Source organism: Pseudomonas sp. KK18 (assembly GCF_037094675.1).
Taxonomy (GTDB): domain Bacteria; phylum Pseudomonadota; class Gammaproteobacteria; order Pseudomonadales; family Pseudomonadaceae; genus Aquipseudomonas.
Window position 1 is genome coordinate 3977190 of sequence record NZ_CP146605.1, and the last position, 25350, is coordinate 4002539.

Consider the following 25350-nt stretch of genomic DNA (forward strand, 5'->3'; position numbering starts at 1 on the left):
AAGCCCGCTCCCACATTGGATCGGTGTTGTTTGGGTAAATGGGGTCAGAGACCGCCCATCAACAGGTATTTGATCTCCAGGTAATCCTCCAGGCCGTACCTGGAACCTTCACGGCCCAGGCCCGACTCCTTGATCCCGCCAAACGGTGCGACTTCGGTGGAGATGATCCCTTCGTTGATCCCGACCATGCCCGCTTCCAGGCCTTCGGCCATGCGCCATACGCGGCCGATGTCGCGGCTGTAGAAGTAGGCGGACAAGCCAAACGGCGTGTCATTCGCCCGTTGCAGCACTTCGGCTTCGTCCTTGAAGCGGAAGCAGGCCGCCACCGGGCCGAAGGTTTCTTCCTGGGCAATCAGCATCTCGCCGTGGGCTTCGGTGAGGATGGTCGGTTCGAAGAACGTCCCGCCCAAGGCATGGCGACGGCCGCCGCACAGCAGCTTGGCGCCTTTCTCCAGGGCGTCGCCGACGTGGGCTTCAACCTTGGCCAACGCGGCCGCATTGATCAGCGGGCCTTGTTCGGTTTCGCCGTCCAGGGCGCTGCCGACGCGCATCGCAGAGACCGCTTCGGCCAGCTTGCGGGTGAACGCGTCGTACACACCATCCTGGATGAAGAAGCGGTTGACGCAGACGCAGGTCTGCCCGGTATTGCGAAACTTGGAAGCCATGGCGCCTTTGACGGCAGCGTCCAGGTCGGCATCGTCAAACACGATAAAGGGTGCGTTGCCGCCCAGTTCCAGGGAGACCTTTTTCAGGGTGTCGGCGGCCTGGCGCATCAGCAGCTTGCCGGTGCGGGTGGAGCCGGTGAAGGACAGCTTGCGCACAATGCTGGAGGCTTGCAGTGCGCCACCGATGGCCACGGCATCGCCGGACACGATGTTGAACACGCCCGCCGGAATCCCGGCCTGTTCTGCCAACACCGCCAGGGCGAAGGCCGACAGCGGGGTTTCTTCCGACGGTTTGAGAATCATCGTGCACCCCGCCGCCAGCGCCGGGCCAACCTTGCGGGTGACCATGGCCAGAGGGAAATTCCATGGGGTGATCGCTGCGACCACGCCGATGGCTTCCTTGGTCACGATGATCCGCGCGTCGGCCCTGTGGCTCGGGATCACGTCGCCATAGGCACGCTTGGCTTCTTCGGCAAACCATTCGAGGAAGCTCGCGGCGTAGACCACTTCGCCCATGGCTTCGGCCAGCGGCTTGCCCTGTTCCAGGCTGAGCAGGTGGGCCAGGTCCTTCTGGTTGCTCAGCATCAACTCGCTCCAGCGCTTGAGGCGCTGGCTGCGTTCCTTGGCGGTGAGCTTGCGCCAGGCCGGCAACGCGCGGTTGGCGGCGGCAATGGCCAGGTTGGTTTCTTCAGCCCCGGCGCGTTGTACTTCGGCGATCTGCGCACCATTGGCCGGGTTGAGCACCGGGTAGACCGGCCCACCGCTGGACCATTGGCCATCAATGAAATTGCCTGTGCGAATCAGCGGGTTCATGCCACGGCCTCTATCAGGTTAAAACGGTCCAGGCCCGGACGGGCGCTGCGCAAGATGCGTTTGCCGGCGGTGTAGTCGTTGATCACATCGCACGGCGTGTAGTTGCGTTCCAGCTCGTGCAGTTCTTCGGCATCCAGTTGGGTGTCGAGGGCTGCAAGCGCGCTATCAAATTGTGCGGTGGTGTCGGCGCCCACCAGCATCACGTCCACACCCGGATGATTGGCCACCCAGGCCTGGGCAATCTGTGCGTTGGACACGCCACGGGCACGGGCCACACGTTGCACCGAGTGGGCGATGTCGAACGACGCCTGGTCGCTGTACATCTGCTGGGTGAAGAAGTCGGTCTGGTTGCGGGTCGACTGCACTTCGCCGGTGAGCAAGCCACGGGCCAGCGGGCTGAACACCGACACGCCCAGGCCCTGGTCGCGGCAGAACGGGATCATCTCGCGCTCTTCCTCGCGGTAGGCGCAGTTCAGTTGCAGCTGCATGTTGATCGGCTTGACCCAGCCATTGCGCTCGCAGGCCATGAGGATTTTTGCCAGTTGCCCGGTGAGCATGGTCGACACGCCGATGTAGCGCGCCTTGCCGGAACGCACGATGTCGTTGAGGGCGCCCATGGTTTCTTCCACCGGGGTGTTCACGTCGAAGTAATGCAGCATGAAAACGTCGACGTAATCCATGCCAAGGCGGCTCAGGGACGCGTCGATGCTGTCCATGATGTGCTTGCGCGAATGGCCGCTGGCATTGATGCCGCTGCGGGTGCCGTAGCCGACCTTGGTGGTGACCACGATGTCTTCACGGCGCGCAACGCGCTTGAGGATGCGCCCGACCACTTCCTCGCCGACGCCTGCGGAATAGAAGTCCGCCAGGTCGATGAAGTTGACGCCGTTGGCCAGGGCATGGGCAACGATGGGTTCGCTTTGTTTCTCGTCGAAGATCCACGGTTTCCAGTCCGGGGTGCCCATGTTCATGGTGCCCAGGCACAGGCGCGAGACTTGCAGGCCGGAGTTGCCCAAACGGATGTATTGCATGGGAATGTCCTCAGGCTTTTGGCGTGTAGAAAGGGTTGCTGATGTGGTTGACCACATCCGCCAGTTGCGCGGTGTGCGGCAAGCCTGTGAGGGCGGCGCGGATCGCAGTGCGGCAGGCGTTGTAGTTGTTCAGGTAGACCGCATCCAGGTCGTCGCAGGCCGGGTTTACCCAGTTGGCGGTGACAATCGCCCACTCGTCCTCGGCTTCCGGCGGCAGGGTGCCGTCGAGCAGGGCTTCGAGCACCGCCTTGGCGATCCCGGCCTGGGACGCGCCCCAGGTGGCATTGCCGTGCAGGTCGCTGCCGATGGCGGCCTTGTTGACGTAGAGGGTCATGGGTTTGACCGGGATGTTCGGCTGGGCAATCACCATGAACGGGCAATGGCCCTGGCTTGGCGACGCCAAACTGTTGGCAAACGCCTGGCCGGCCGGACCGTTGCGCGGGCCGATCAGGATGTTGATGTGGGCAGCATTGACGCCTGGGCCTTCGAAGCCTTCGCCGATGTACAGATCAAGTGCTTTCATTTCGCAAACGCTCTTTTTTGTTATGGGGAGCTGGTTGGCGAATTTTTAGCACTGGCCCGCGTAGCGGCCGTAACCATTAAAAGTCATGGGGCTGTGAGTTTTAGTCATGGCCCTGCGACCATCGGCCTGGTCTTGTGCGTTGACCATCGTTGTTACACCCCATATAGTGTGCCCACAAACACAGACAACCACTACATAGTGTGCAAGAACGCTGAACACCGACCACACTATGCGCAGTATTTCAATGCCTTGAAGCCTGCAAAACGCACATTTTTGAACACGCTGGGTGAATCGAAGCCCACGCCGTCAGACGGACCACGAAGGAGCAATTCAATGCTGAGTTGGGATGAAGCAGATCAACCAGACACCGGTGACGTAGTCATCCGGGGCGCCAACGCCGGCCACGCCACCGAAGCCAACATGGACCGCCTCGACGGCGCCGGCGCTGCTGCCGCCCTTGAAGCCCGCAACGTGACCGCCAGCGACTCCGCCGCGATCATCCGGGCCAAGGCCGCCCTCGACAAACTCGACGTCGCCGAAGGCCTCGCCGAGCTGGAAGGCTCCGCCGCCCGCGTCGCCGTTGACGAAAAGCGCATGATCAACTGCCGCGCCGACCTCAACCAACTCGTACCTTTCAAGTACGACTGGGCCTGGCAGAAGTACCTCGACGGCTGCGCCAACCACTGGATGCCGCAAGAGGTCAACATGACCGCCGACATCGCCCTGTGGAAAAATCCGGAAGGCCTGACCGACGACGAACGTCGCATCGTGATGCGCAACCTCGGCTTCTTCTCCACTGCGGATTCGTTGGTCGCCAACAACCTGGTACTGGCCGTGTACCGCCTGATCACCAACCCGGAGTGCCGCCAGTACATCCTGCGCCAGGCCTTCGAAGAAGCGATCCACACCCACGCCTACCAGTACTGCATCGAATCGCTGGCCATGGATGAAGGCGAGATCTTCAACATGTACCACGAGATTCCATCGGTCGCGAAGAAAGCTGCTTGGGGCTTGAAGTACACCCGTTCGATCTCCGATCCGAAGTTCGAAACCGGTACCGTTGAGACTGACAAAGAGCTGCTGCGCAACCTGGTGGCCTACTACTGCGTACTGGAAGGCATCTTCTTCTACTGCGGCTTCACCCAGATCCTGTCCATGGGCCGTCGCAACAAAATGACCGGCGTGGCCGAGCAGTTCCAGTACATCCTGCGGGATGAGTCGATGCACCTGAACTTCGGTATCGATGTGATCAACCAGATCAAAATCGAAAACCCGCACTTGTGGGATGCCGAGATGAAGGAAGAAGCGACCCAGATGATCCTGCAAGGGACTCAGCTGGAGATTGAATACGCGCGTGACACCATGCCACGCGGTGTGTTGGGCATGAATGCGGCGATGATGGAGGATTACCTCAAGTTCATCGCTAACCGTCGTCTGTCGCAGATTGGGTTGAAGGAAGAGTATCCAGGGACGACTAACCCGTTCCCTTGGATGAGCGAAATCATGGACTTGAAGAAAGAGAAGAACTTCTTCGAGACCCGTGTGATCGAGTACCAGACTGGCGGCGCGCTGAGCTGGGATTGATTTAAAGCGGCCCCTTCGGGGGCCGTGTTGTTTCACCTGTCGATGTTTTTTTATGCCCAATCAAACCATCAAGACACCCTGCGTCGGCCTGTGCTCCACCGTCTACGGAGACCTGGTGTGCCGGGGTTGCAAGCGTTATCACCATGAAGTGATTCAGTGGAACGGCTACAACGCCGAGGAGAAACAGGCGGTGTGGCTGCGCCTGGAACAACTGCTGGTGCAGGTGATGACCAGCAAGCTGCAGGTACTGGACCCGCAGCGCCTGCGCCAGCAACTGGAAGATCGCAAGATCCGCTTTGTGCCCCACCAGTCGCCGTATTGCTGGGCGTACCAGTTGATTGCCCGGGGCGCGCGGGTGATTTCGAAGCTGGATGCGTATGGGTTGGCGCTGTTGCCGGAGTTTCGCGAGCGCAATCTGGCAGATTTGCGGGATGCGATTGACCGGGAGTTTTTCCTGTTGTCCGAGGCGCATTACGAGCGGTATATCGCGCCGGGGTTTCTGCGGGAATCGTTTGGGGCGCCGTTGATAGCCAGTATTTAGACAACCACACAGAACCAGTGTGGGAGCGGGCTTGCTCGCGAAAGCGGTGTATCAGTTGCCGGATATATTGACTGACACACCGCATTCGCGAGCAAGCCCGCTCCCACATTTAGATCTTTGTCGCTCAGGAGGTCCAGGACGGCTCGCGATCGGTCTGCACCCCATAACGCTCTATCGCCTGCTGGCAAACCTGCCTGTCCAGACTCCCCTGCTCCACCAACGCCGTCAGCGCCGCCAGCACGATGTGATGGCGGTCCACCTCGAAGAAATCCCGCAACGCCGCCCGGGTATCGCTGCGACCAAAGCCATCCGTCCCCAGCACGGTGTAAGCCGAATCCACGTACGACCCAAGCATCTGCGGCACCGCCCTTACATAGTCAGATACCGCCACCACCGGCGCGCCCTTGGGCAAACACTCCGCCAGGTGGCTGCGCCGCGCCGGCTGTTGCGGATGCAGGCGGTTCCAGCGTTCCACGTCACGGGCGTCCCGGGCCAGTTCGCTGAAGCTGGTGACACTGAACACTTCAGCGTCAACCTGCCAATCCTCCGCCAACAATTGCGCCGCTGCCTGGGCTTCGCGCACCAGCGTGCCGGAGCCGAGCAACCGGACCATGCCGCCAGGCTGCCCGCTCAGACGGTACATGCCTTTGATGATCGCCGCTTCGACGCCTTCCGGCAGGCTCGGCTGCGGGTAGTTTTCGTTCATCAGGGTCACGTAGTAGAACTCGTCCACATCGTGCTCCAGCATCTGGCGCATGCCATGGTCGAGGATCACCGCAAACTCGCCGGCAAACGCCGGGTCGTAGGCACGGCAATTGGGCACGGTGGCGGCCATCAGGTGGCTGCTGCCGTCCTGGTGCTGCAAGCCTTCGCCACCCAGGGTGGTGCGCCCGGCAGTGGCGCCCAGCAGAAAACCTCGGGCACGCTGGTCGGCGGCGGCCCAGATCAGGTCACCCACGCGCTGGAAACCGAACATCGAGTAGTAGATGTAAAACGGCAGCATCCGCAGGCCATGCACCGAATAACTGGTGGCCGCCGCGACCCAGGAACTGATGGCGCTGGCTTCGCTGATGCCTTCTTCAAGGATCTGCCCGTCGGTGGCTTCGCGGTAGCTGAGGATCGAGCCGATGTCTTCGGGCTCGTAGCGCTGGCCGACGCTGGAATAGATGCCGATCTGCTTGAACAGGTTGGCCATGCCGAAGGTGCGCGCCTCATCGGCGACGATGGGCACGATGCGCGGGCCGAGGGCCTTGTCCTTGAGCAGATTGGTGAGCATGCGCACAAAGGCCATGGTGGTGGACATTTCCTTGCCCTCCGCCTGGGTGGCAAACGCGCCGTAGCCCGACACCGGCGGGACACTCACGGTGGGCGCCTGCTGGCCACGGCTCGGCACATACCCGCCGAGGGTGGCGCGGCGCTGGTGCAGGTAACGCATTTCGAGGCTGTCTTCAGCCGGTTTGTAGAAGCTCAGGGATTCGGCCTGTTCATCCGACAGCGGCAACTGGAAGCGATTGCGGAAGGCGATCAAGGCCTCGCGGTCGAGCTTCTTCTGCTGGTGGGTGGTCATCTTGCCCTGCCCGGCCTCGCCCATGCCAAAGCCCTTTTTGGTCTGGGCCAGGATCACCGTGGGTTTGCCGGCGACCCGGCGCGCCGCGTGATAGGCCGCGTGGATCTTGACCATGTCATGGCCGCCACGCTTGAGCCGGTCGATCTGCTCGTCGCTCAGGCCCTCGACCAGTTTGGACAGCGCCTCGCTCTGGCCGAAGAAATGTTCGCGGTTGTAGGCGCCGTCCTTGGCGGCGAAGGTCTGGAATTGTCCATCCACCGTCTGCGACAGGGTGCGCGCCAGCTCGCCGTCGGTGTCCTTGGCCAGCAAGGCGTCCCAGTCCGAGCCCCAGACCAGCTTGATCACGTTCCAGCCGGCACCGGCGAACAACGCCTCCAGCTCGTCGATAATTCGCCCGTTGCCACGCACCGGGCCGTCGAGCCGTTGCAGGTTGCAGTTGACCACCCAGGTCAGGTTGTCCAGGCCTTCACGGGCGGCCAGGGTCAGGGCCGACATGCTTTCCGGTTCGTCCATCTCGCCGTCGCCGAATACGCCCCATACGTGGCGGTCGGTGGTGTCCTGCAAGCCGCGGTGTTGCAGGTAGCGCATGAACCGCGCCTGGAAAATCGAGCTGATGGGGCCAATGCCCATGGACCCGGTGGGAAATTGCCAGAAGTCCGGCATCAACCACGGATGGGGATAGCTGGACAAACCTCGGGCGCCCGCCTTGCCGGCACCGATTTCCTGGCGATAGTGGGCCAGGTCGGCCTCGCTCAGGCGCCCTTCAAGGAAGGCGCGAGCATAGATGCCGGGGGCGGAATGCGGCTGGTAGAACACCAGGTCGCCGCCAAAACTGTCGTTGCGGGCACGGAAAAAGTGGTTGAAGCCCACCTCGAACAAATCCGCCGCGCTGGCGTAGCTGGCGATATGCCCGCCCAGTTCGCCATAGGCCTGGTTGGCGCGCACTACCATGGCCAGGGCGTTCCAGCGCACCACTGAGGCCAAGCGTTCTTCGGTGGCCAGGTCGCCGGGAAACGGCGGTTGCTGCTCCACGGCGATGCTATTGATGTAGGGCGTGCCATGCCGGGGTTTCCAGGCGATGTGCGGCGCGCCGCCGGCATCCGCCAGCATGTCGAGGATCTCCCGTGCGCGCGCCGCGCCGGCGTTGGCCACCAGGGAGGCCAGGGCATCGCGCCATTCGGCCAGTTCTTCCTGGTCCATCGCTGTCTGACTCACTGCACTCGCGAAACCGTTCATGGGCACCTCCGGGCTTTTTTTCCAGTTTATGTCGGTGCCAAGGGATTTTTTGACTGTTGTGCGCCGCCTCTCGGGGACTTTTGAGCATAAATCACTGCCAATCAGCAAATTCAAAGCACGTTGTGCTTCAACTCCCGAACACCCCGCAATTGTGTTTAAAATGCCGCCCGCTCAATGACCGACGTTGCCCGATGAACCCAGACGCACTCGCCACCCTGCACACCCATTTGCTGAATGCCCTGCAAACCGTCCCCGCCGAGACCCGGCGCCTGTTTCACGGGCGTGGCCGCTGCTGGCCGGGCCTGGAGCAACTGACGGTGGACTGGCTGCAAGGCGTGGTGCTGGTCTCGCTGTTCAAGGAGCCAGAAGCCACGGAGCTTGAGGCCTTGAAGCAGGTGCTGATGCAGATCGACTGGCGGTCATTCGGCGCCCATACCGTGGCGCTGCAACACCGCTACCTGCCGCAAAGCACCACCGAATGGCTGCTGGGCGAGGTGGTCGACGAACTGACCATCACCGAAGGCGGCCTGCGCTACCTGATCGACCTGGGCAAAAAGCAGAACAGTGGGCTGTTCCTCGACATGCGTTACGGCCGCAACTGGGTACGCGAACAGGCTCATGGCCTGCGGGTGCTGAACCTGTTCGCCTACACCTGTGGTTTCTCCGTGGCGGCCATCGAAGGCGGCGCCGAGCATGTGGTGAACCTGGACATGGCCCGAGGCGCCTTGAGCCGTGGTCGTGACAATCACCGCCTGAACGGCCACGACCTGAGCAAGGTGACGTTCCTCGGCCACGACCTGTTCAAGTCCTGGGCCAAGGTCACCAACAGCGGCCCGTACGACCTGGTGATCATCGACCCGCCCTCGTTCCAGAAAGGCAGTTTCCTTTTGACCAAGGACTACCAGCGGGTGCTGCGTCGCCTGCCGGATTTGCTCACGGCCCAGGGTACGGTGCTGGCGTGCATGAACGACCCGGCGTTCGGCGAAGACTTCCTGATCGACGGCGTAACCCGCGAAGCGCCTGGCCTGCGCTTTGACCAGCGGCTGGAAAACCCGCCGGAATTCCCCGATATCGACCCGCAAAGCGGATTAAAGGCACTGGTGTTTCGCCAAGGCTGATGCCGAAACGTCCTGCGCTTGCTACGCTTAACCTACGCCGGGTGGTGAACCTTATCCCACCCTTCCCGGTCGATACCTGCACACTCTGGCCAGATTCGACGGTGCTACCCCGTCGGCTGCCCTGTTTCACCTTTTGGAGAACGCCCCTGTGATATCGACCCTGCATGTAGCCCGTCTCAAGGCCTGGGGCGCCCATGGTTTTACCGCCACCGGCGTGGTGCTGGCCTTCCTGGCCACCCTGGCACTGCTCGACAACCAGCCCAAGGCTTGCCTGCTGTGGCTGGGCCTGGCCTTGATCGTCGATGGGGTCGACGGCTCTCTCGCGCGACGGGTGAATGTGCAAACAGTGCTGCCAAGCTTCGATGGCTCGGTATTGGACCTGGTGATTGATTACCTGACGTACGTGTTTATTCCGGCGCTGTTTATCTATCGCTATATCGCCCTGCCGGACTTCACCCCGTTGTTTACGGTGTCGGTGATTCTGGTGTCGTCGCTGTTCTGCTTCTGCAACGTCAACATGAAGAGCAAGGACAACTACTTCGTCGGCTTCCCCGCCGCATGGAACGTGGTGGCGCTGTGCGTCTATATCATCCAGCCGGAAGCCTGGGTCACCTTGCTCACCGTGATCGGCCTGGCGTTGCTGACCGTGACGCCGATGAAGTTCCTGCACCCGTTCCGGGTCAAGCGCTTCATGCCGATCAATATTGCCGTGACCACCATCTGGTTGCTGTGCAGCCTGCTGCTGGTGATCGACTTCCCGTACACCAATCGCCTGACCCTGGGCCTGTGGTTGCTGATGTCGGCGTACTTCCTGGGGATCTGCATCTGGCGGACCGCACTGGAGTGGGTCGAAACACATAAATAGCCAAGCGGGCACGGTTGAAATGTGGGAGCGGGCTTGCTCGCGAATGCGGTGGATCAGCCACTCTATCCGGTGACTGACACTGCGCATTCGCGAGCAAGCCCGCTCCCACATTTGGATCGCCTCGACCCAGGGTTATGGGTAAGATACCGGCCTTTCGCGCAGCCCTTGCTGCGCCCTGCCGACTAAGTCTTGCCCATGCCTTTCGAACTCAGCGTTGACCTCACCACCCTGGCGATCCTCGCCGTGGTTGCCTTTATCGCCGGTTTCATCGACGCCATCGCCGGCGGTGGCGGCCTGCTCACCACGCCCGCCCTGCTGACCGCCGGCATGCCGCCCCACCTGGTGCTGGGCACCAACAAGCTCAGTTCCACCTTCGGCTCGGCCACTGCCAGCTTTACCTTCTACCGGCGCAAGCTGTTTCATCCGCGCCAGTGGGTGCACGCCATCGTCGGCACCCTGGTCGGTGCACTCACCGGCGCGGTCGTGGCCCATTACCTGCCGGCAGAAACCCTGAACAAGATGCTCCCGGTGATTGTGTTCGGCTGCGGTTTGTATTTGCTGTTCGGCGGCACGCCCAAGGCGGCGCTGGACAACGACGCACCGATCAAGAAGAAATGGCAGTCCACCCAGGGCTTTGGCCTGGGTTTCTACGACGGCGTCGCCGGCCCGGGCACCGGGGCCTTCTGGACCGTGAGTACCATGCTGTTGCACCCCATCGACCTGGTAAAGGCCAGCGGCGTGGCGCGCAGCATGAACTTCGTCAGCAACGCGGCGGCGCTGACGGTGTTCATTTTCAATGGCTCGGTAGACTGGATTGTCGGCCTGTGCATGGGCGTGTCGGTGATGTGCGGCGCGTTTTTTGGCGCACGCAGCGCCATCAGCGGCGGCGCCAAGTTCATTCGCCCGGTGTTCATCACCGTGGTGCTCGGCCTGACGGTGCGCCTAGCCTGGCAGCACTGGTTCAGCGCGGCCTAGGCGACGAGCCAGGTAGAGGTCGATCAGGTAGCGCGCAATCGAGCGCGACGCCGGCAACGGCGGCAGTTCATGGATGTTGAACCACTGCGCGTCTTCGATCTCGTCAGCCTGGGGCACGATGTCGCCGCCGGCGTACTCGGCGTGAAAGCCCAGCATCATCGAGTGCGGGAACGGCCAGCACTGGCTGCCCATGTACTGGATGTTCTTGACCTCCACCTGCACTTCTTCACGCACTTCGCGAATCAGGCAGTCCTCGGCCGACTCGCCCGGCTCGGCAAACCCCGCCAGGGTACTGTAGACACCCGTGACAAAGCGCGGCGAACGGGCCAGCAGGATCTCGTCGCCACGGGTCACCAACACGATCATGCTCGGCGAGATCCGCGGGTAGCTGCGCAGGTCACAGGCCTGGCAGAACATCGCCCGCTCCCGTGGCACCTGCACCATCGCCTGGCCGCAACTGCCGCAAAAACGATGCTCCCGGGCCCAGGTGCCGATTTGCGCGGCGTAGCCCAGGACTTTGTACAGCGTGTGATCGCCCTGCAGCATGAATGCCCGCAGGCCCTGCCAGCCGCAGCCCGGCACGTCGGCGGGGCTGTTGAGTTCCAGCAGGTACACCGGCTCGCCGTCCAGGTGACCGATGCCATGCTCGGCGAACACCGAGAGGTCCTGGCGCTTGAGCCACTCCCGGGGAAACAGCGGGCCGTTCTGGTCGTGTAAAAAGCCTTCACGGCTGCGGGCCACGGCCCAGCCGCCCGGGGCGTCGTTGTCCAGCAGCGTTGTGGTAATCCAGCCTGGGGTCATGTTCAGTCAATCCACGAAGTCGGGTTTCTGCTTGCTCATATGGGCCGCGATGGCCACGCGCAGGTCGTTGGATTGCAACATAGCTGAGTTCCAGGTGGCAACGTATTCCAAACCGTCATTGATCGTGTGGTCACGCATGTAGCTGATCATCGCCTTGGTGCCGGTGACCGCGATCGGCGATTTGGCGGCGATTTCCCGGGCGATTTCCAGCACGCCGGCCAGCAGGCTCTGGTGATCGCTGTACACCCGATTCACCAGGCCGATGCTGCGGGCCTCTTCGGCACCGAACTGGCGGCCGGTGTAGGCCAGCTCACGGAGCATGCCGTCGCCGACAATGCGCGGCAGGCGTTGCAGGGTGCCGACGTCGGCGGCCATGCCGATGTCGATTTCCTTGATGGAGAATTGCGCATCTTCGGCGGCGTAGCGCATGTCACAGGCGCTGATCAGGTCGATGGCGCCGCCGATGCAGTAGCCATGGATCGCCGCGAGTACCGGCTTGCGGCAGTTGTCGACGGCGTTGAAGGAGGCTTGCAGTTCGAGGATCTTGCGCCGCAGCAGACGCGCGTTGCGGCCCACGTCCTTGCCGAAGTCATTGGCCACCGAGGCCAGCATCATCAGGTCGATGCCGGAGGAGAAATGCTTGCCGGCGCCGCTGATGACCACGGCACGCACCGCGTCGGTGTCTTCGACCCATTGGAAGATGTCGATGATCTCGGTCCAGAACGCCGCGTTCATCGCGTTGATCTTTTCCGGGCGATTGAGCTGCACATGGGCGACGTTGCCGCTGAGTTCGACGACAAAGGCTTGGTATTCGGACATGGCAGTGATCCTTGACTGGCGGCTGGAATAGGGGCCGAACTATAACAAGGCACCGCGTGAGGTGGTAAGGCTGTGCAAACGCCAAATTCGGGACTGAAGAACGATGAAGATCAAATGTGGGAGCTGGCTTGCCTGCGATGGCGGTGTATCAGTTAGCAAAGATGCAAGCTGACCCACCGCCATCGCAGGCAAGCCAGCTCCCACAATGGTTTTGTGGTGTTCTTTAACTCGGCAGCCAGAGGCGGAAGCGTGCACCACCCAATGGCGAAGCCTGGGCCGTCAATGTTCCGCCCTGCGCCTCCAGCGCCCGCCGGCTGATGGCCAATCCCAGGCCAAAACCGCCAGTGGCTCGATCCCGGCTGCGATCCAGCCGGTAGAACGGCTCGAAAATCCGCTCCCGCTGGTCAACCGGAATGCCAATACCGTCATCATCCACGCAAATCTCGCACCCCCTGGGACACACCTTCACCCCCACCTGAATTCGCCGCTCGCAATACCGCATGGCGTTGCGCAGCAGGTTTTGCAGGGCCCGGGCGGTCAGGCGCGGGTCCAGGGTGAAGCGTTCCACGGCGCAGTCCAGCACCACGTCCATCACGATATCGGGGTTTTCCAGTTCGTCGTCGACGCTGCCCAGGATGCTGTCGATGAACTCATCCAGCACCACTTCCACCCGCTCGGGTGTTTGCGCCGGGTTTTGCAAACGGCTGTAGGAGAGCAGCTCCAGCACCAGCTCATCCAGCTCGCGAATGTGCGCCACCAACCCTTGCAGCCGCTCACGGCTGGCCGCCGGGAGGTCGTCGGACAGCGCCAGGGCCAGGCCGAAGTCCAGGCGCGTCAGCGGCGTACGCAGTTCATGGGAGACGGCATTGAGCAAGTCGCGTTGCTGGTTGAGCAGCTGTTCGATGTCGTTGGCCATGGTGTCGAACACCGCCGCCAGGCTGCCGATGTTGGAGCTGGGCGGGATTTTTGTGCGGGCCGCAAGGTTGCCCTGGCCGAGTTGCGCGGCGGTGCTTTTCAGGCGCTCCAGGTCGCGCCAGTGGGGCCGCAGCCAGAACAGCAGGCATGCCAGCAGCGCCGCGCCGATCAGCACGTTCATGCTCCAGTACAGCAGGTTCATGTCCAGCGGGTCCGGCGGTACCGAGACCTTGACCACCAACTGGTCGTCCAGGGCCGAGCTGACGTCGTCCGCCCAGCCCCACTCGCCCAGGCGAATCACCATCTGGTCTTTTTCCAGCAGGCGCTGTTCTTCAGGGGTGTAGCTGGCGTCCTGGATACGCAGCAGTTGCACCTTCAGCGGCGCGAAATCCGCCGACAGTCGCACGGTGACATTGGCCCACTGCTCCATCGGCACCCGTCGATACTCCTTGACGATCAGGCTCTGCATGCCTCGGGACTGCTCGATGTTGTAGTTCATGTAACGGTGTTCAAACAGCTGGATCACCGCCCGGGGCACCAGGTAAATCGCGGCGGCGAAGGTGACGATGGTGATCAGGTACAGCCGAATCAGGACGCGAAACATGGCTCAGCATTCCCACTCGGAACGGCTGAACAGGTAGCCCTTGCCCCACACCGTCTTGATCTTGCGCGCCTCGCCCGCGTGGTCGTCGAACTTGCGCCGCAGCTTTGAAATCGCCACGTCCACCGAACGGTCGGTGCCGTTGAACTCGATGCCGCGCAGGCGTTGCAGGATCTGGTCGCGGCTGAGCACTTCGCCGGCGTGCCGGGCCAGCACCACCAGCAGGTTGTATTCCCCGCTGGACAGCTCAACCGGCTGGCCGCGCCAGGTCACGGTACGTTCCGACAGGTCGATGCACAGGTTGCCCATCAGGATCTGGTCGTTGGCCACCTGGGGTTCGGTGAGGCTGCTGCGGCGCAGCAAGGTTCGCACCCGCGCCAGCAATACCCGCGGCTCGCAAGGTTTGGTGACGTAGTCGTCGGCGCCCATTTCCAGGCCCAACACCTGGTCATGGCTGTCGTCGCGGGCGGTGAGCATCAGGATCGGCAGCGTGGCCGAGTCGGCCCGCAGCAACCGGCACACCTGCAGGCCGTCAAGGCCCGGCAGCATCAGGTCGAGGATCACCAGGTCCGGCGGGTTGAGTCGCGCACGCTCACGCACGTGGTCGCCACGGCTGAGCACGCTGACGTGATAGCCGTTGCGTTCCAGGTAACTGGCGATCAATTCGGAGAGCGCGGCGTCGTCTTCCACCAGAAGAATGTTGGGCATGGTATTTCCAAATAATACAATTTCTGAGTAGTACGCAAATCCAATGTGGGAGCGGGCTTGCTCGCGAAAGCGGTGTTTCAGTTAACGCACACGGCGACTGACACACCGCCTTCGCGAGCAAGCCCGCTCCCACATTTGATCTTCGGTATCAGGAAGATCGTGTAAGGTTCGGCGGTTATGAAGGATATACGCCCGCGTGCATCTGTGGGTCGCACCTTACATTTCTTCACACACCACCTACAGAGCTTCACAGCACTGTGGCGGGGGCGCCCGTAGGATGCGCCAGTCAATATTGGGATATGAGCATGTCGAAGAATCTGTTTGCGCCGTTTTGCCTGTTGGCCCTGACACTGGCGTTGAGCGCGTGTGGCAAGTCGGCGGACGACGCCGCCGAGGCGCCGCTGGCCAAGGTGCGGATCGAAACCCTGGAAGCCAAGCCCCTGTCCATCACCAGCGAGTTGAGCGGACGGATTGCCGCGCCACGCATCGCCGAAGTGCGCGCCCGGGTGGCCGGCGTGGTGTTGCAACGGGTGTTCCAGGAAGGCCATGACGTCAAACAGGGCGATGTGCTGTTCCGGATTGACCCGGCGCCGTTCAAGGCCGACCTCGACAGCGCCCAGGCCAGCCTGCGCAAGGCCGAGGCCAATGCATTCCAGGCGCGCCTGCAAGAGCAGCGCTACAGCCAACTGGTGGAAGGCAACGCCATCAGCGGCCAGGAATACGACAACGCCCGCGCCGCCGCCCGGCAAACCGCCGCCGATGTGGCCGCCAACCAGGCCGCCGTGCAGCGCGCCAAATTGAACCTGGGTTATGCCACCGTGACTGCGCCGATTTCCGGTCGGATTGGCCGTGCGCTGGTGACCGAAGGTGCGCTGGTGGGCCAGAACGAAGCCACACCGATGGCGCTGATCCAGCAACTGGACCCGATCCACGCCGACCTGACCCAATCCACCCGCGAGCTGAACGACCTGCGCCGGGCCTTTCGCGCCGGGCACTTGAAGCAAGTCGGCCAGGACCAGGCCAAGGCCACGCTGATCCAGGATGACGGCAGCCTGTACCCGCTGCCGGGCAAGTTGCTGTTCGCCGAGATCAGCGTCGACCCGGGCACCGGGCAGATCATCTTGCGCAGCGAGTTCCCCAACCCGGATCTCGACCTGCTGCCCGGCAGCTTTATCCGCGTGCGCCTGGAGCAAGCCGTCGACCAGCAAGGCATCAGCGTGCCGCAACGGGCGATCACCCGCGACAGCGCCGGGATCCCGATGGTGTTACTGCTGGACGCCGAGCAAACCGTGAGCCAGCAGCCGGTAGAACTGGGTTCGGTGGTCAATGACCGCTGGGTGGTGACCCGCGGCCTGAAGGCCGGTGACCGTATCGTCGTCGAAGGCCTGCAACACGCCCGCCCTGGCGAGAAAGTCCAGGTCGACGACAGCCCCGCGCCCATCGCCCAGGCATCCGGCCAATAAGGATCGTTAAACATGCCGCAGTTCTTTATTGACCGCCCGATCTTCGCCTGGGTGGTCGCCCTGTTTATCCTGCTGGCCGGCGCCCTCGCCATCCCGCAGTTGCCGGTGGCGCAGTACCCCAACGTCGCGCCGCCGAAAGTCGAGATCTATGCGGTGTACCCGGGTGCCTCCGCGCAAACCCTGGACGAAAGCGTGGTCAGCCTGATCGAGCAAGAGCTTAACGGCGCCGATCACCTGCTGTATTTCGAATCCCAGAGCAGCCTCGGTTCGGCCACCATCACCGCCACCTTTCAGCCGGGCACCGACCCGGAGATGGCCCAGGTTGACGTGCAAAACCGTCTCAAGGCGGTGGAGCCGCGCCTGCCCCAAGCCGTGACGCAGCAAGGCTTGCAGGTGGAGAAAGTCTCCGCCGGCTTCCTGCTGCTGGTGACCCTGACCTCCAGTGACGGCAAGCTCGATGACGTGGCGCTCAGCGATTACCTGGCGCGCAACGTGATGAACGAACTCAAGCGCCTGGACGGTGTGGGCAAGGCCCAGCTGTACGGCGCCGAACGCGCAATGCGCATCTGGATCGACCCGCAGAAGCTGATCGGCTTCAACCTGACCCCGGCCGACGTCAACGCGGCGATTGCGGCGCAGAACGCCCAAGTGTCGGCCGGCAGCATCGGCGATTTGCCGGGCACCAAGACCCAGGAAATCACCGCGTCGATCCTGGTGAAAGGCCAACTGTCGACCCCGGCCGAATTTGCCGACATCGTGCTCAAGGCCAACCCGGACGGTTCCACCGTGCGCGTCGGTGACGTGGCGCGGGTGGAAATCGGCAGCCAGGAATACCAGTTCTCCACCCGCCTGAACGGCAAGCCGTCCACCGCCGTCAGCGTGCAGCTGTCACCGGGCGCCAACGCCTTGAGCACCGCGACCCTGGTGCGGGCGAAGATGGACGAACTGGCGCGCTACTTCCCGGCCAACGTCGAATACAAAATTCCGTACGACACCTCGCCGTTCGTGAAGGTCTCGATCACCAAGGTGGTGTACACCCTGGGCGAAGCGATGTTGCTGGTGTTTGCGGTGATGTTCCTGTTCCTGCAAAACATCCGCTACACATTGATCCCGACGCTGGTAGTGCCCATCGCGCTGATGGGCACCTTTGCGACGATGCTGTTGCTGGGTTTCTCGATCAACGTGCTGACCATGTTCGGCATGGTATTGGCCATCGGCATTTTGGTGGACGATGCGATTGTGGTGGTGGAGAACGTCGAGCGGATCATGGTCACCGAGGGCCTGTCGCCCAAGGAGGCCACCCGCAAGGCCATGGGCCAGATTACCGGGGCGATTGTCGGTATCACCCTGGTGCTGGTGGCGGTGTTCCTGCCGATGGCGTTCATGCCGGGTTCGGTGGGCGTGATCTATCAGCAGTTCTCGTTGTCGATGGCCACCTCGATCCTGTTTTCGGCATTCCTCGCCCTGACCTTGACCCCAGCCCTGTGCGCGACCTTGCTCAAGCCGATTGCCAAGGGCGAGCACCATGAGAAAGGCGGGTTCTTCGGCTGGTTCAACCGGCGCTTCGAGCAGTTCACCGACCGCTATGAAGGCTGGGTGGCCTACGCCCTCAAGCGCAGCGGGCGTTACCTGTTGATCTATCTGGTGCTGGTGGTGGGGCTTGGGGTGTTGTTCGCCCGCCTGCCCTCGTCCTTCCTGCCGGTGGAAGACCAGGGCTACACCATCACCGATATCCAGCTGCCGCCGGGTGCCAGCAAAAACCGCACGGTGCAGGTGGCCGAGCAGATCGAGGCACACAACGCCGGCGAGCCGGGCGTGGGCGATACCACGATGATCATGGGTTTCAGCTTCTCCGGTTCGGGGCAGAACGCCGCGCTGGCGTTTACCACGCTCAAGGACTGGTCGGAGCGCAGCAGCAAGGATTCCGCCGCGGCCATTGCGGACCGTGCCAACGCGGCTTTCAGTGAGCTGAAGGACGCGATTGCCTATGCAATCCTGCCGCCGCCGGTGGATGGCCTGGGCACCTCCAGTGGTTTCGAGTTCCGCCTGCAGGACCGTGGCGGCGTCGGCCATGCCGCGTTGATGGAGGCCCGTACCGAACTGCTGGCCGCCGCCGAGAAAAGCCCGATCCTGGCCAACGTGCGTGAAAGCGCCCTGGCCGAGGCACCTCAGGTACAGCTGGAAGTTGACCGCAAGCAAGCCAATGCCCTGGGCATTTCCTTTGCCGATATCGGCAATGTGCTGTCCTCGGCCATCGGTTCGGCCTATATCAACGACTTCCCCAACCAGGGCCGCATGCAGCGGGTGGTGGTGCAGGCCGAAGGTGATCAGCGCAGCCAGGTGGCCGACCTGATGAAGATCCATGTGCGCAACAATGCCGGGAAGATGGTGCCGCTGTCGGCCTTCGTCGAGGCGCGCTGGATTCAGGGCCCCGCCCAGTTGACCCGCTACAACGGCTACCCGGCCATCGCGATTTCCGGTGAATCGGCACCGGGCCACAGTACCGGCGAGGCGATGGAGGAAATCCAGCGCCTGGTCAGCCAACTGCCCGCCGGCCTGGGCCAGGAATGGACCGGCCTGTCGTTGCAGGAGCGCTTGTCCGGCTCCCAGGCCCCGCTGCTGCTCGGTTTGTCGCTGCTGATCGTGTTCCTGTGCCTGGCGGCGCTGTATGAGAGCTGGTCGATTCCGACCTCGGTGCTGCTGGTGGTGCCCCTCGGCGTGCTCGGCGCGGTATTGGCCGTAAGCTTGCGCGGGATGCCCAACGATGTGTTCTTCAAGGTCGGCCTGATTACTATCATTGGGCTGTCGGCGAAGAACGCGATCCTGATCATCGAGTTTGCCAAGGACCTGTATGACCAGGGTGAAGACCTGATCGACGCCACGTTGAAAGCCGCACGCCTGCGCCTGCGGCCGATCATCATGACCTCCCTGGCGTTCATCCTCGGCGTGGTGCCGTTGGCGATTGCCACGGGCGCCAGCTCGGCCAGCCAGCAGGCCATCGGTACCGGGGTGATCGGCGGCATGATTACCGCGACGCTGGCGGTGGTGTTTGTGCCGGTGTTCTTCGTCGTGGTCATGAAGCTGGTGCGCAAGCGCCACACGTAATAAATGCGCTATGGTGCTTACACATCCCTGATTTGTGAGCGCCATGCCCTTCCTCGCACGCACCCACCCTCGCCTGTCCTCCGCCGCCGTCCTGGGCCTGGCGGTGGGGCTCCTGGCTCCCGCCGACACGATCATCAGCAAAATCCTCATCGGCTGGAACGCCGGGGTCTGGACCTACCTGGTGCTGATGCTGTGGCTCACCAGCCATTCCCGGGCCGACGACGTGAAACGCATCGCCGAGATCGAGGACGAGAACGCCGGCCTGGTGTTGTTCATGGTGTGCATCGCGGCGATTGCCAGCCTGGCGACCATCACCCTGAACCTGGTGGGCACCAAGGACCTGAGCGATAGCCAGCGCCTGTTGCACTACGGTTTTACCGGCCTGACGGTGGTTGGCTCATGGCTGCTGATCGGGGTGATTTTCAGCGTGCACTATGCGCGCCTGTATTACACCTGGGACGGCCCCGAGCCGGCACTGCGCTTTGCCGAGGATTTACGCACGCCCAATTACTGGGACTTCCTGTACTTCTCGTTCACCATCGGCGTGGCGGTGCAAACGGCGGATGTCGGGGTTGCCACGCGTACCATGCGCAAGGTGGTGCTGGGGCAATCGTTGATCGGGTTTCTGTTCAACACGGCGATCCTGGGGTTCTCGATCAACATCGCCGCCGGATTGTTTGGATGAGGCTGCACAAACCTTCTAGACGCTAAGCCCCTGCAGGAGCGAGCTTGTTCGCTCTTGCAGTGTTTACCCCATAGGTATTTTATGGCCGCCCACAACTGGATCGACCTGGCTCAGGACGCCGACACCGGCATCGAGACCCTGCGCGCGCATTTCGAGGGCCACGCCTACGACCCGCACTGGCACGACAGCTACCTGGTGGGCGTCACGGAGCAAGGTGTGCAGCAGTTCAACTGCCGGCGCACCCGCCATAACAGCGTGCCCGGCCAGGTGTTCCTGGTGGAGCCCGGCGAGCTGCACGACGGCGACGCGCCCACGGCGGACGGTTTTACCTACCACATGCTTTACCTCGACCCGCAGTGGTTGGCGCGGGAAGTCAGCGCAGTGTTCGAAGAAGCGCCGCTCGACAGCCAGCTGGGGTTTGCCAGCACCCTGGCCAGCGACCAGCGCCTGGCCCTGGCCACCAGCCGGGCCTTCCAGACCTTGCACGGAGGTGAGCTGCGCATCGTGCGGCAACAGGCAATGGACCAACTGCTCGAACGCCTCACTGCGCAACTGCACTGGCGCACCCGCTACCATGAAGACCCTCGCCTGCCACGGGTGGCGCACAGGGCCCGGGAATACCTGCATGCGCACCTGCAGCAAGATGTGGGCATGGATGAACTGGCGCTGGCCTGCGGCGTCGATCGCTTTCGCCTTACCCGCGCCTTCAAGAGCGCCTTCGGCCTGCCACCCCATGCCTACCTGGTGCAACTGCGCCTGGCCCGCGCCCGGCATTGGCTGGCCAACGGCAAGCAACCCGCCGACGTAGCGATTGCCCTGGGCTTTGCCGACCAGAGTCACCTGGGGCGCTGGTTCGTGAGGGCGTATGGCCTGACGCCGGCGGCGTATCGCAAGCGGTGTTCAAGCGTTTTTCAGCGCTAGCTGCGCCACCACCACTCGTCGGCACTGTCAACTCTCACAGGTTCGCCACGCCCCCCGATAGGTGTTTGATCTCCTTGTCAGCAGTCGGCCACTCAGGGCCGCGCCTCATTCAAGGAAGCCTGTCCATGCCCAATTTTCCCATAGCCCCGGATAATGCGCCGCTGGGCGACAACAACCCGCCCGGCAACGCCCTCGTGCTGCATAACCCATCGTCAGGCCTGGCGTCGCGCCGCGTCGAAGACCTCGACCCGCCCAAGTCAGCCTATCCGTCGGTCCCGCTGGATGCCACGCTGTATCCTGAAAGAGGGGTCTACGGCCTGGGCATCCGCCACGTGCGCCCCTTTGCCCAGTGGACCTTCGAACGCTGGTTCAACTTCAATTACGACTTCTACGCCCTCTACCTCAACGACCTGGTCAATGCAGTCGCCGCCGATATTGCGCTTGAAGACCGGGACCGTTACGACTTGTTCGTCCCCGAAGAATTCATCCCCGAAGGCGACGTCCAGATATACGGCCGCGTAGTGCGGGCCGGCAGCGGCCAGGAGAGTACGTCGCCGCTGCAAACCATCCTGATCAAGACCACCCGCCCCGGTGGCCGCGATAACGACCCCGGCAGCAAATGGCACCCGGGCCTGGTGATGACGGTGGAAGGCCTGCCTGAGGGCTCCACCGTTAATATAGATAATGCCAACAGCGGGGTCTGGTGCCTGATCCAGCGCTATGAAAACCTGCGCCAGAATGACCAGATCGAGCTGTCGTGGGATGGGGTTTTAGTCACGCATATCGTCAGCCCGGCCGAAGTCGCGGGTTCAGGGCCGATTCGCGTCTTTGTCTCCAGGGACATCATTTTGCAGGGGGGGCATTTCGGCAAGCTGACCCTGCGGTTTCGGGTCTCGGACGTGGTGCAAAACTTCTCCGGGGATAAATACCAGTATTCCAAACCCTACTTCCTGGACAGCGAGCTGGATCCAAACCTGCTTTCTGCACCGATCTTCCTGGTGGATGGCGAAGAGGCGACCCAGATCGACTTCGATACCCAGAGCGAGGCAACCTTCGAAGTGCTGGTGACGGTGCCTCGGCAAACCCCGGCGCCCCTGCCGCGGCACCAATTGGCGGTGACGTTGTTCGGTACCCTGGGCGACGGTTCGACCCAGGTGTTCCCCTTGGCCCCGGTGGTGGACAGAAACCTCAGCGTTGAATTTGTCACCGTCGACCGGGAGATTATCGAACAACTGGTGGGCGGGTCCTTCCGGGTCTCGTTCCAGTGGCTGAAAAACGACGGCCGCGTGGAGCAATCCGGCAGTACCTCCGTCAGCGTGGTGGGCACGCCGGTGGCGATGCCGGCAGTGACGGTCGCACCGATCGAGGTGGGGCTGATCGAGCCCGATCAGGACATCACCGTGCAGATCCCCTTCTACGAACCCCACAACCCGGACTGGCTGGAAACCCTGGTGATCGAACATATCCGTCCTGGCGGCGGCGGCGAAGACTACGTGGAAGAACAACTGGCGGGCGCCCAGGGCGGCACGCGCTACGTCAGCAAAGAGCACCTGAAACAGTTTGAAGGCGTGGGCGACATCGCATTTTATTACCTGGTCAACGATGGCGCCGGCCACGTCCTGGACGGCAACGCATTGACCACTCGCAAGTCCCGCGAGCTGTTCGCCCACGTGGGTGAACGCATCGGCAACATGCCGACTGCACACCTGGAAGGCGCCCTGGGCAACAACATCGACCCCAGCCATGTGACCACGCCCACCTTGCTGCTGACCCTGCCCCTGACCTTGCCCGCCCCGCACGGGCAGACCGAAGAAGGTGACCTGATCCACTGGAACGCCATCGGCTCCGGCCTTGACGGCTCGGCCAGTGGCGTTGTGCGCATCAACGGCGGCACGGCAGGCAAGCCCCTGGTTTTCCCGGTGAGCCGGGCGATCCTCGACAACAACAATAATGGCAGCCTGCGCATTACCTATAGCCTCGAACGCAGCGGCCCGCCGCGCCTGGTATTGCGCTCCGAGGTGCTCAACCTGACCGTGGGCCGCGGCGTGCAACTGGACCGTCCGGTTATCGACGGCGCCACCCTGTTCCCCGACGCACTCAACCCCCTGGCAGCATTGAGCGGCGCCAAGGTCATCGTGAGATACCGGCCGATGCAGGCCACCGACCAGATCAAGGTCGACTGGTTGAGCCGCGACGGGCTGGGCAGTGCCACCGAGTACACCCTGGGCAACCCGTCCACCAACGAAGTATTCGTGACCATCCCGGCGCGCACCATCGCCAGGGGTATTCGCCCCGGTGGCAACCAGATCAGCGTGCAATACCACTTCAACCGTGGCGCCTTTCCGTACCCTTCGGACACTGTCGACCTGCACCTGCTTCCCCTCACCGGGCTGCCCACACCGACGATCGACGGCATTGGCGACAGCACCCTGCTCGACCTGTCGAAACTCAATGACCAGGCCCGCGCCCGTGTATCCGTCTGGCCGTTTATCGATGCCGGGCAGTTTATGTGGATGAGTTGGGAGGGCACGTTTGCCGACGGCAGCCCGTACCGCGAGGACACCTACACCGCCAACCTGGTCACCGAAAACGGTGCCGCCAACGGTATCTCGCCACCCGCGCCAGTGGACAAACTGCAGCGCTTGATGGATGGCTCGCACCTGACCATCCGCTTCTGGGTCAGCCTGGCAGAAAGCCCCGACAAGAACACCGCCGTGCTGTTTGGCGTGCGTGAACACCGTGTGCAAACCCTGCCCGCCGTGCTGCCGCACCCACGGTTCAACGACCAGCCCGGGGCAACGCTGACCATTCAGCCGCTGGACCACGTAGACAACGCCAGTGTCACGGTGGCGTATGGCGGCATGAATCCAAGCCATTCCATCCAGTTGCAATGGATTTTCCCGGATGGCGGTGTTGCGGATATTGGCGCCAAGGACGGCCTGGACGGCGGTCGTGTGGATTTCGTCATTACCAATGAAGTGCTGGCAGACAGCGTCGGCAAAACCATTGAGTTGCGCTATGTCGCCACCATCAATGGCAGCCCGGTGCCTTCAGAAACGCAGGTATTGACAGTGGCCAGGATCCCGGCGGGAAGACCGCCACAACCGCGAATCAATAACATGAACAGCGGCACAACCCTGGACCTCCAGGCGTTCACCGGGGATGCACACGCCTCTGTAGCCAAATGGGAATTGAGCAAGCAAGGTCAACGTGTATGGATCACGCTGGAGGCGGCAGGTGTAGAACCTTTGTCGGTGCTGAGGGCACACGCCATTACTGCTGCTCAAGCGGCCAACGGCATCACCAACCAAGCTGTCTCCCGCAGCTGGCTGGCAAGCCTGGGGAAAAACACTACGTTCACGGTGACCTGCAAAGTGACGTATGACGGCAGTGACGATGAGTCAAAAGCCATCCCGCTCCTGCAAAGTACCTATACCGTGACATGGCTAGCGGAGGTCACATTTATTCCTACCCTCCTTCACTCATCAAGGGGGATCGTCGTCAGCCCTGACGGGCGCCGCGTTTATGTCGCTGTTGGCGCGGGTGGTAGAACTGCGATTTACGTTATCGACACAGCAACGGACGCCATTATTCACTCGGCTTCGTATGACATTCAGTCCAGTGGGCACCTTGCAATTCACCCGGACGGATCAAGACTCTACCTGGACCTGGTCCACACCGGCATAGCGGTAATCAGTACAACCTCCTTTGCCAGAGTTGCGACCTATGCCACCGAAAATGCACAGGACTTGGCGATCAATACTGCAGGCACTCGGCTATATGTTACTTCGAGGACCGGTGCTTATACTTACGACGCCGCCACCGGCAATCGGATAGCTCAAATAGCGGGTCAGTCTTACTTCATCGCCCGCTCACCTAATAATACGCGTGCCTATCTTACGACCTATGGCGGCGGTTTCAACGCGGTTGATACGACTGTTATCAATACTGCAAACAATAGTGTTGTAACTGTCATTCAGGGAGTGATTGGGCCCATGGCATTAAGTACCAACACCCCTCGCCTCTATTTGGCGAGAGCTGATGGCTTGGTGATAATAAACACCAACACCAACAGTTTGGTGACCGTGATTGGGGTAGGATGGGGAAGGTCGGTTGCAGTCAACCCGGTACTTCCTCATGTCTATACGGCAGGGTACAGGGTCTTCAACATATTTGACACAAATACGGACAGGCTTATAGCGACTGTACCCGTGGACATTGGGTTTGGATCTGGCAATATTGCAGTACTACCAAACGGTTCAAAAGCTTATTTCACCGACAGTGACTCGCAAGGACTCTATGTCATGCGTTATTGATTAACTAACCGAGGTATAACCGGGACAGGTCCATCTAAACCATGCACTTGTCCCTTTTTTTGTCCCCTATAGCTCTCCCGCCACTATCCCCTGCCCGT

The 25350-nt window shown here is 62.1% G+C and carries 18 protein-coding genes; 10 read left to right on the top strand and 8 right to left on the bottom strand.

Annotation, left to right across the window (positions count from 1 at the left end; all coding sequences use genetic code 11):
• Positions 1-44 precede the first annotated feature (44 nt).
• From V6607_RS18065 to fae, 3 genes are read right to left on the bottom strand one after another with little or no spacing between them, the layout of a single operon-like run.
• Complete coding sequence (locus V6607_RS18065) at positions 45-1478, bottom strand: NAD-dependent succinate-semialdehyde dehydrogenase (RefSeq protein ID WP_134326769.1); 1434 nt, start codon at positions 1476-1478, stop codon at positions 45-47.
• On the bottom strand, positions 1475-2509 hold the full coding sequence (locus V6607_RS18070) for an aldo/keto reductase (protein ID WP_102606526.1): 1035 nt from the start codon (positions 2507-2509) through the stop codon (positions 1475-1477). Before V6607_RS18070 ends, V6607_RS18065 begins: the two co-directional genes overlap by 4 nt.
• A 10-nt stretch (positions 2510-2519) precedes the next feature.
• Positions 2520-3032 (bottom strand): formaldehyde-activating enzyme, encoded by a 513-nt coding sequence (gene fae, locus V6607_RS18075; protein ID WP_003212394.1) that lies wholly within the window; start codon positions 3030-3032, stop codon positions 2520-2522.
• A 333-nt stretch (positions 3033-3365) separates the two neighbouring features.
• Here fae and V6607_RS18080 point away from each other — a divergent pair, with 333 nt between their 5' ends.
• On the top strand, positions 3366-4616 hold the full coding sequence (locus V6607_RS18080; RefSeq protein ID WP_008432895.1) for a ribonucleotide-diphosphate reductase subunit beta: 1251 nt from the start codon (positions 3366-3368) through the stop codon (positions 4614-4616).
• Positions 4617-4668: 52 nt separating this feature from the next.
• Positions 4669-5157 carry a DUF1289 domain-containing protein gene (locus V6607_RS18085; protein ID WP_003208512.1) on the top strand — a complete coding sequence of 163 codons (489 nt, stop codon included), beginning with the start codon at positions 4669-4671 and terminating at the stop codon, positions 5155-5157.
• Positions 5158-5281: 124 nt separating this feature from the next.
• Here the strand turns inward: V6607_RS18085 and mdeB are convergent, their stop codons facing one another.
• Positions 5282-7960, bottom strand: a complete 2679-nt coding sequence (mdeB, locus tag V6607_RS18090) for an alpha-ketoglutarate dehydrogenase (RefSeq protein ID WP_134326770.1) — start codon at positions 7958-7960, stop codon at positions 5282-5284.
• 191 nt (positions 7961-8151) lie between these two features.
• Between mdeB and V6607_RS18095 the strand changes: the two genes are divergently transcribed.
• The 3 genes from V6607_RS18095 to V6607_RS18105 all read left to right on the top strand — a co-directional run bounded on the left by V6607_RS18095 (position 8152) and on the right by V6607_RS18105 (position 10918).
• Complete coding sequence (locus V6607_RS18095) at positions 8152-9078, top strand: class I SAM-dependent methyltransferase (protein WP_134326771.1); 927 nt, start codon at positions 8152-8154, stop codon at positions 9076-9078.
• Positions 9079-9226: 148 nt separating this feature from the next.
• Positions 9227-9943 (top strand): CDP-alcohol phosphatidyltransferase family protein, encoded by a 717-nt coding sequence (locus V6607_RS18100; RefSeq protein WP_003208507.1) that lies wholly within the window; start codon positions 9227-9229, stop codon positions 9941-9943.
• A gap of 195 nt (positions 9944-10138) precedes the next feature.
• Positions 10139-10918 (top strand): TSUP family transporter, encoded by a 780-nt coding sequence (locus tag V6607_RS18105; RefSeq protein ID WP_102605805.1) that lies wholly within the window; start codon positions 10139-10141, stop codon positions 10916-10918.
• Here the strand turns inward: V6607_RS18105 and nudC are convergent.
• The 4 genes from nudC to V6607_RS18125 all read right to left on the bottom strand — a co-directional run bounded on the left by nudC (position 10886) and on the right by V6607_RS18125 (position 14762).
• Complete coding sequence (nudC, locus tag V6607_RS18110; RefSeq protein ID WP_134326772.1) at positions 10886-11719, bottom strand: NAD(+) diphosphatase; 834 nt, start codon at positions 11717-11719, stop codon at positions 10886-10888. The two genes, V6607_RS18105 and nudC, sit on opposite strands and share 33 nt — an antisense overlap.
• A 6-nt stretch (positions 11720-11725) precedes the next feature.
• Entirely contained in the window at positions 11726-12538 is an 813-nt protein-coding gene (locus V6607_RS18115) for a crotonase/enoyl-CoA hydratase family protein (protein WP_003208502.1), read from the bottom strand.
• A 223-nt stretch (positions 12539-12761) separates the two neighbouring features.
• Positions 12762-14057, bottom strand: coding sequence for an ATP-binding protein (locus V6607_RS18120; RefSeq protein ID WP_003214046.1), 1296 nt, complete (start codon positions 14055-14057; stop codon positions 12762-12764).
• Between the two features lie 3 nt (positions 14058-14060).
• Positions 14061-14762: a response regulator transcription factor gene (locus V6607_RS18125; protein ID WP_008430287.1), complete on the bottom strand. Its 702-nt coding sequence runs from the start codon at positions 14760-14762 to the stop codon at positions 14061-14063.
• A 305-nt stretch (positions 14763-15067) separates the two neighbouring features.
• On the opposite strand from V6607_RS18125, the gene V6607_RS18130 reads away from it, so the two are divergent.
• The 5 genes from V6607_RS18130 (at position 15068) to V6607_RS18150 (ending at position 25252) form a co-directional block, all read left to right on the top strand.
• Positions 15068-16225: an efflux RND transporter periplasmic adaptor subunit gene (locus V6607_RS18130; protein ID WP_102605815.1), complete on the top strand. Its 1158-nt coding sequence runs from the start codon at positions 15068-15070 to the stop codon at positions 16223-16225.
• Between the two features lie 12 nt (positions 16226-16237).
• Complete coding sequence (locus tag V6607_RS18135) at positions 16238-19330, top strand: efflux RND transporter permease subunit (protein ID WP_003214052.1); 3093 nt, start codon at positions 16238-16240, stop codon at positions 19328-19330.
• 43 nt (positions 19331-19373) lie between these two features.
• Positions 19374-20015 carry a DUF1345 domain-containing protein gene (locus V6607_RS18140; protein ID WP_003214055.1) on the top strand — a complete coding sequence of 214 codons (642 nt, stop codon included), beginning with the start codon at positions 19374-19376 and terminating at the stop codon, positions 20013-20015.
• Between the two features lie 81 nt (positions 20016-20096).
• A complete protein-coding gene (locus V6607_RS18145) occupies positions 20097-20936 on the top strand; it encodes an AraC family transcriptional regulator (RefSeq protein ID WP_134326773.1) in 840 nt (279 codons plus the stop codon).
• Positions 20937-21061: 125 nt separating this feature from the next.
• The gene (locus V6607_RS18150) at positions 21062-25252 is read left to right on the top strand and encodes a YncE family protein (protein ID WP_134326774.1); all 4191 of its coding nucleotides are present in this window, start codon (positions 21062-21064) and stop codon (positions 25250-25252) included.
• Positions 25253-25350: the final 98 nt, after the last annotated feature.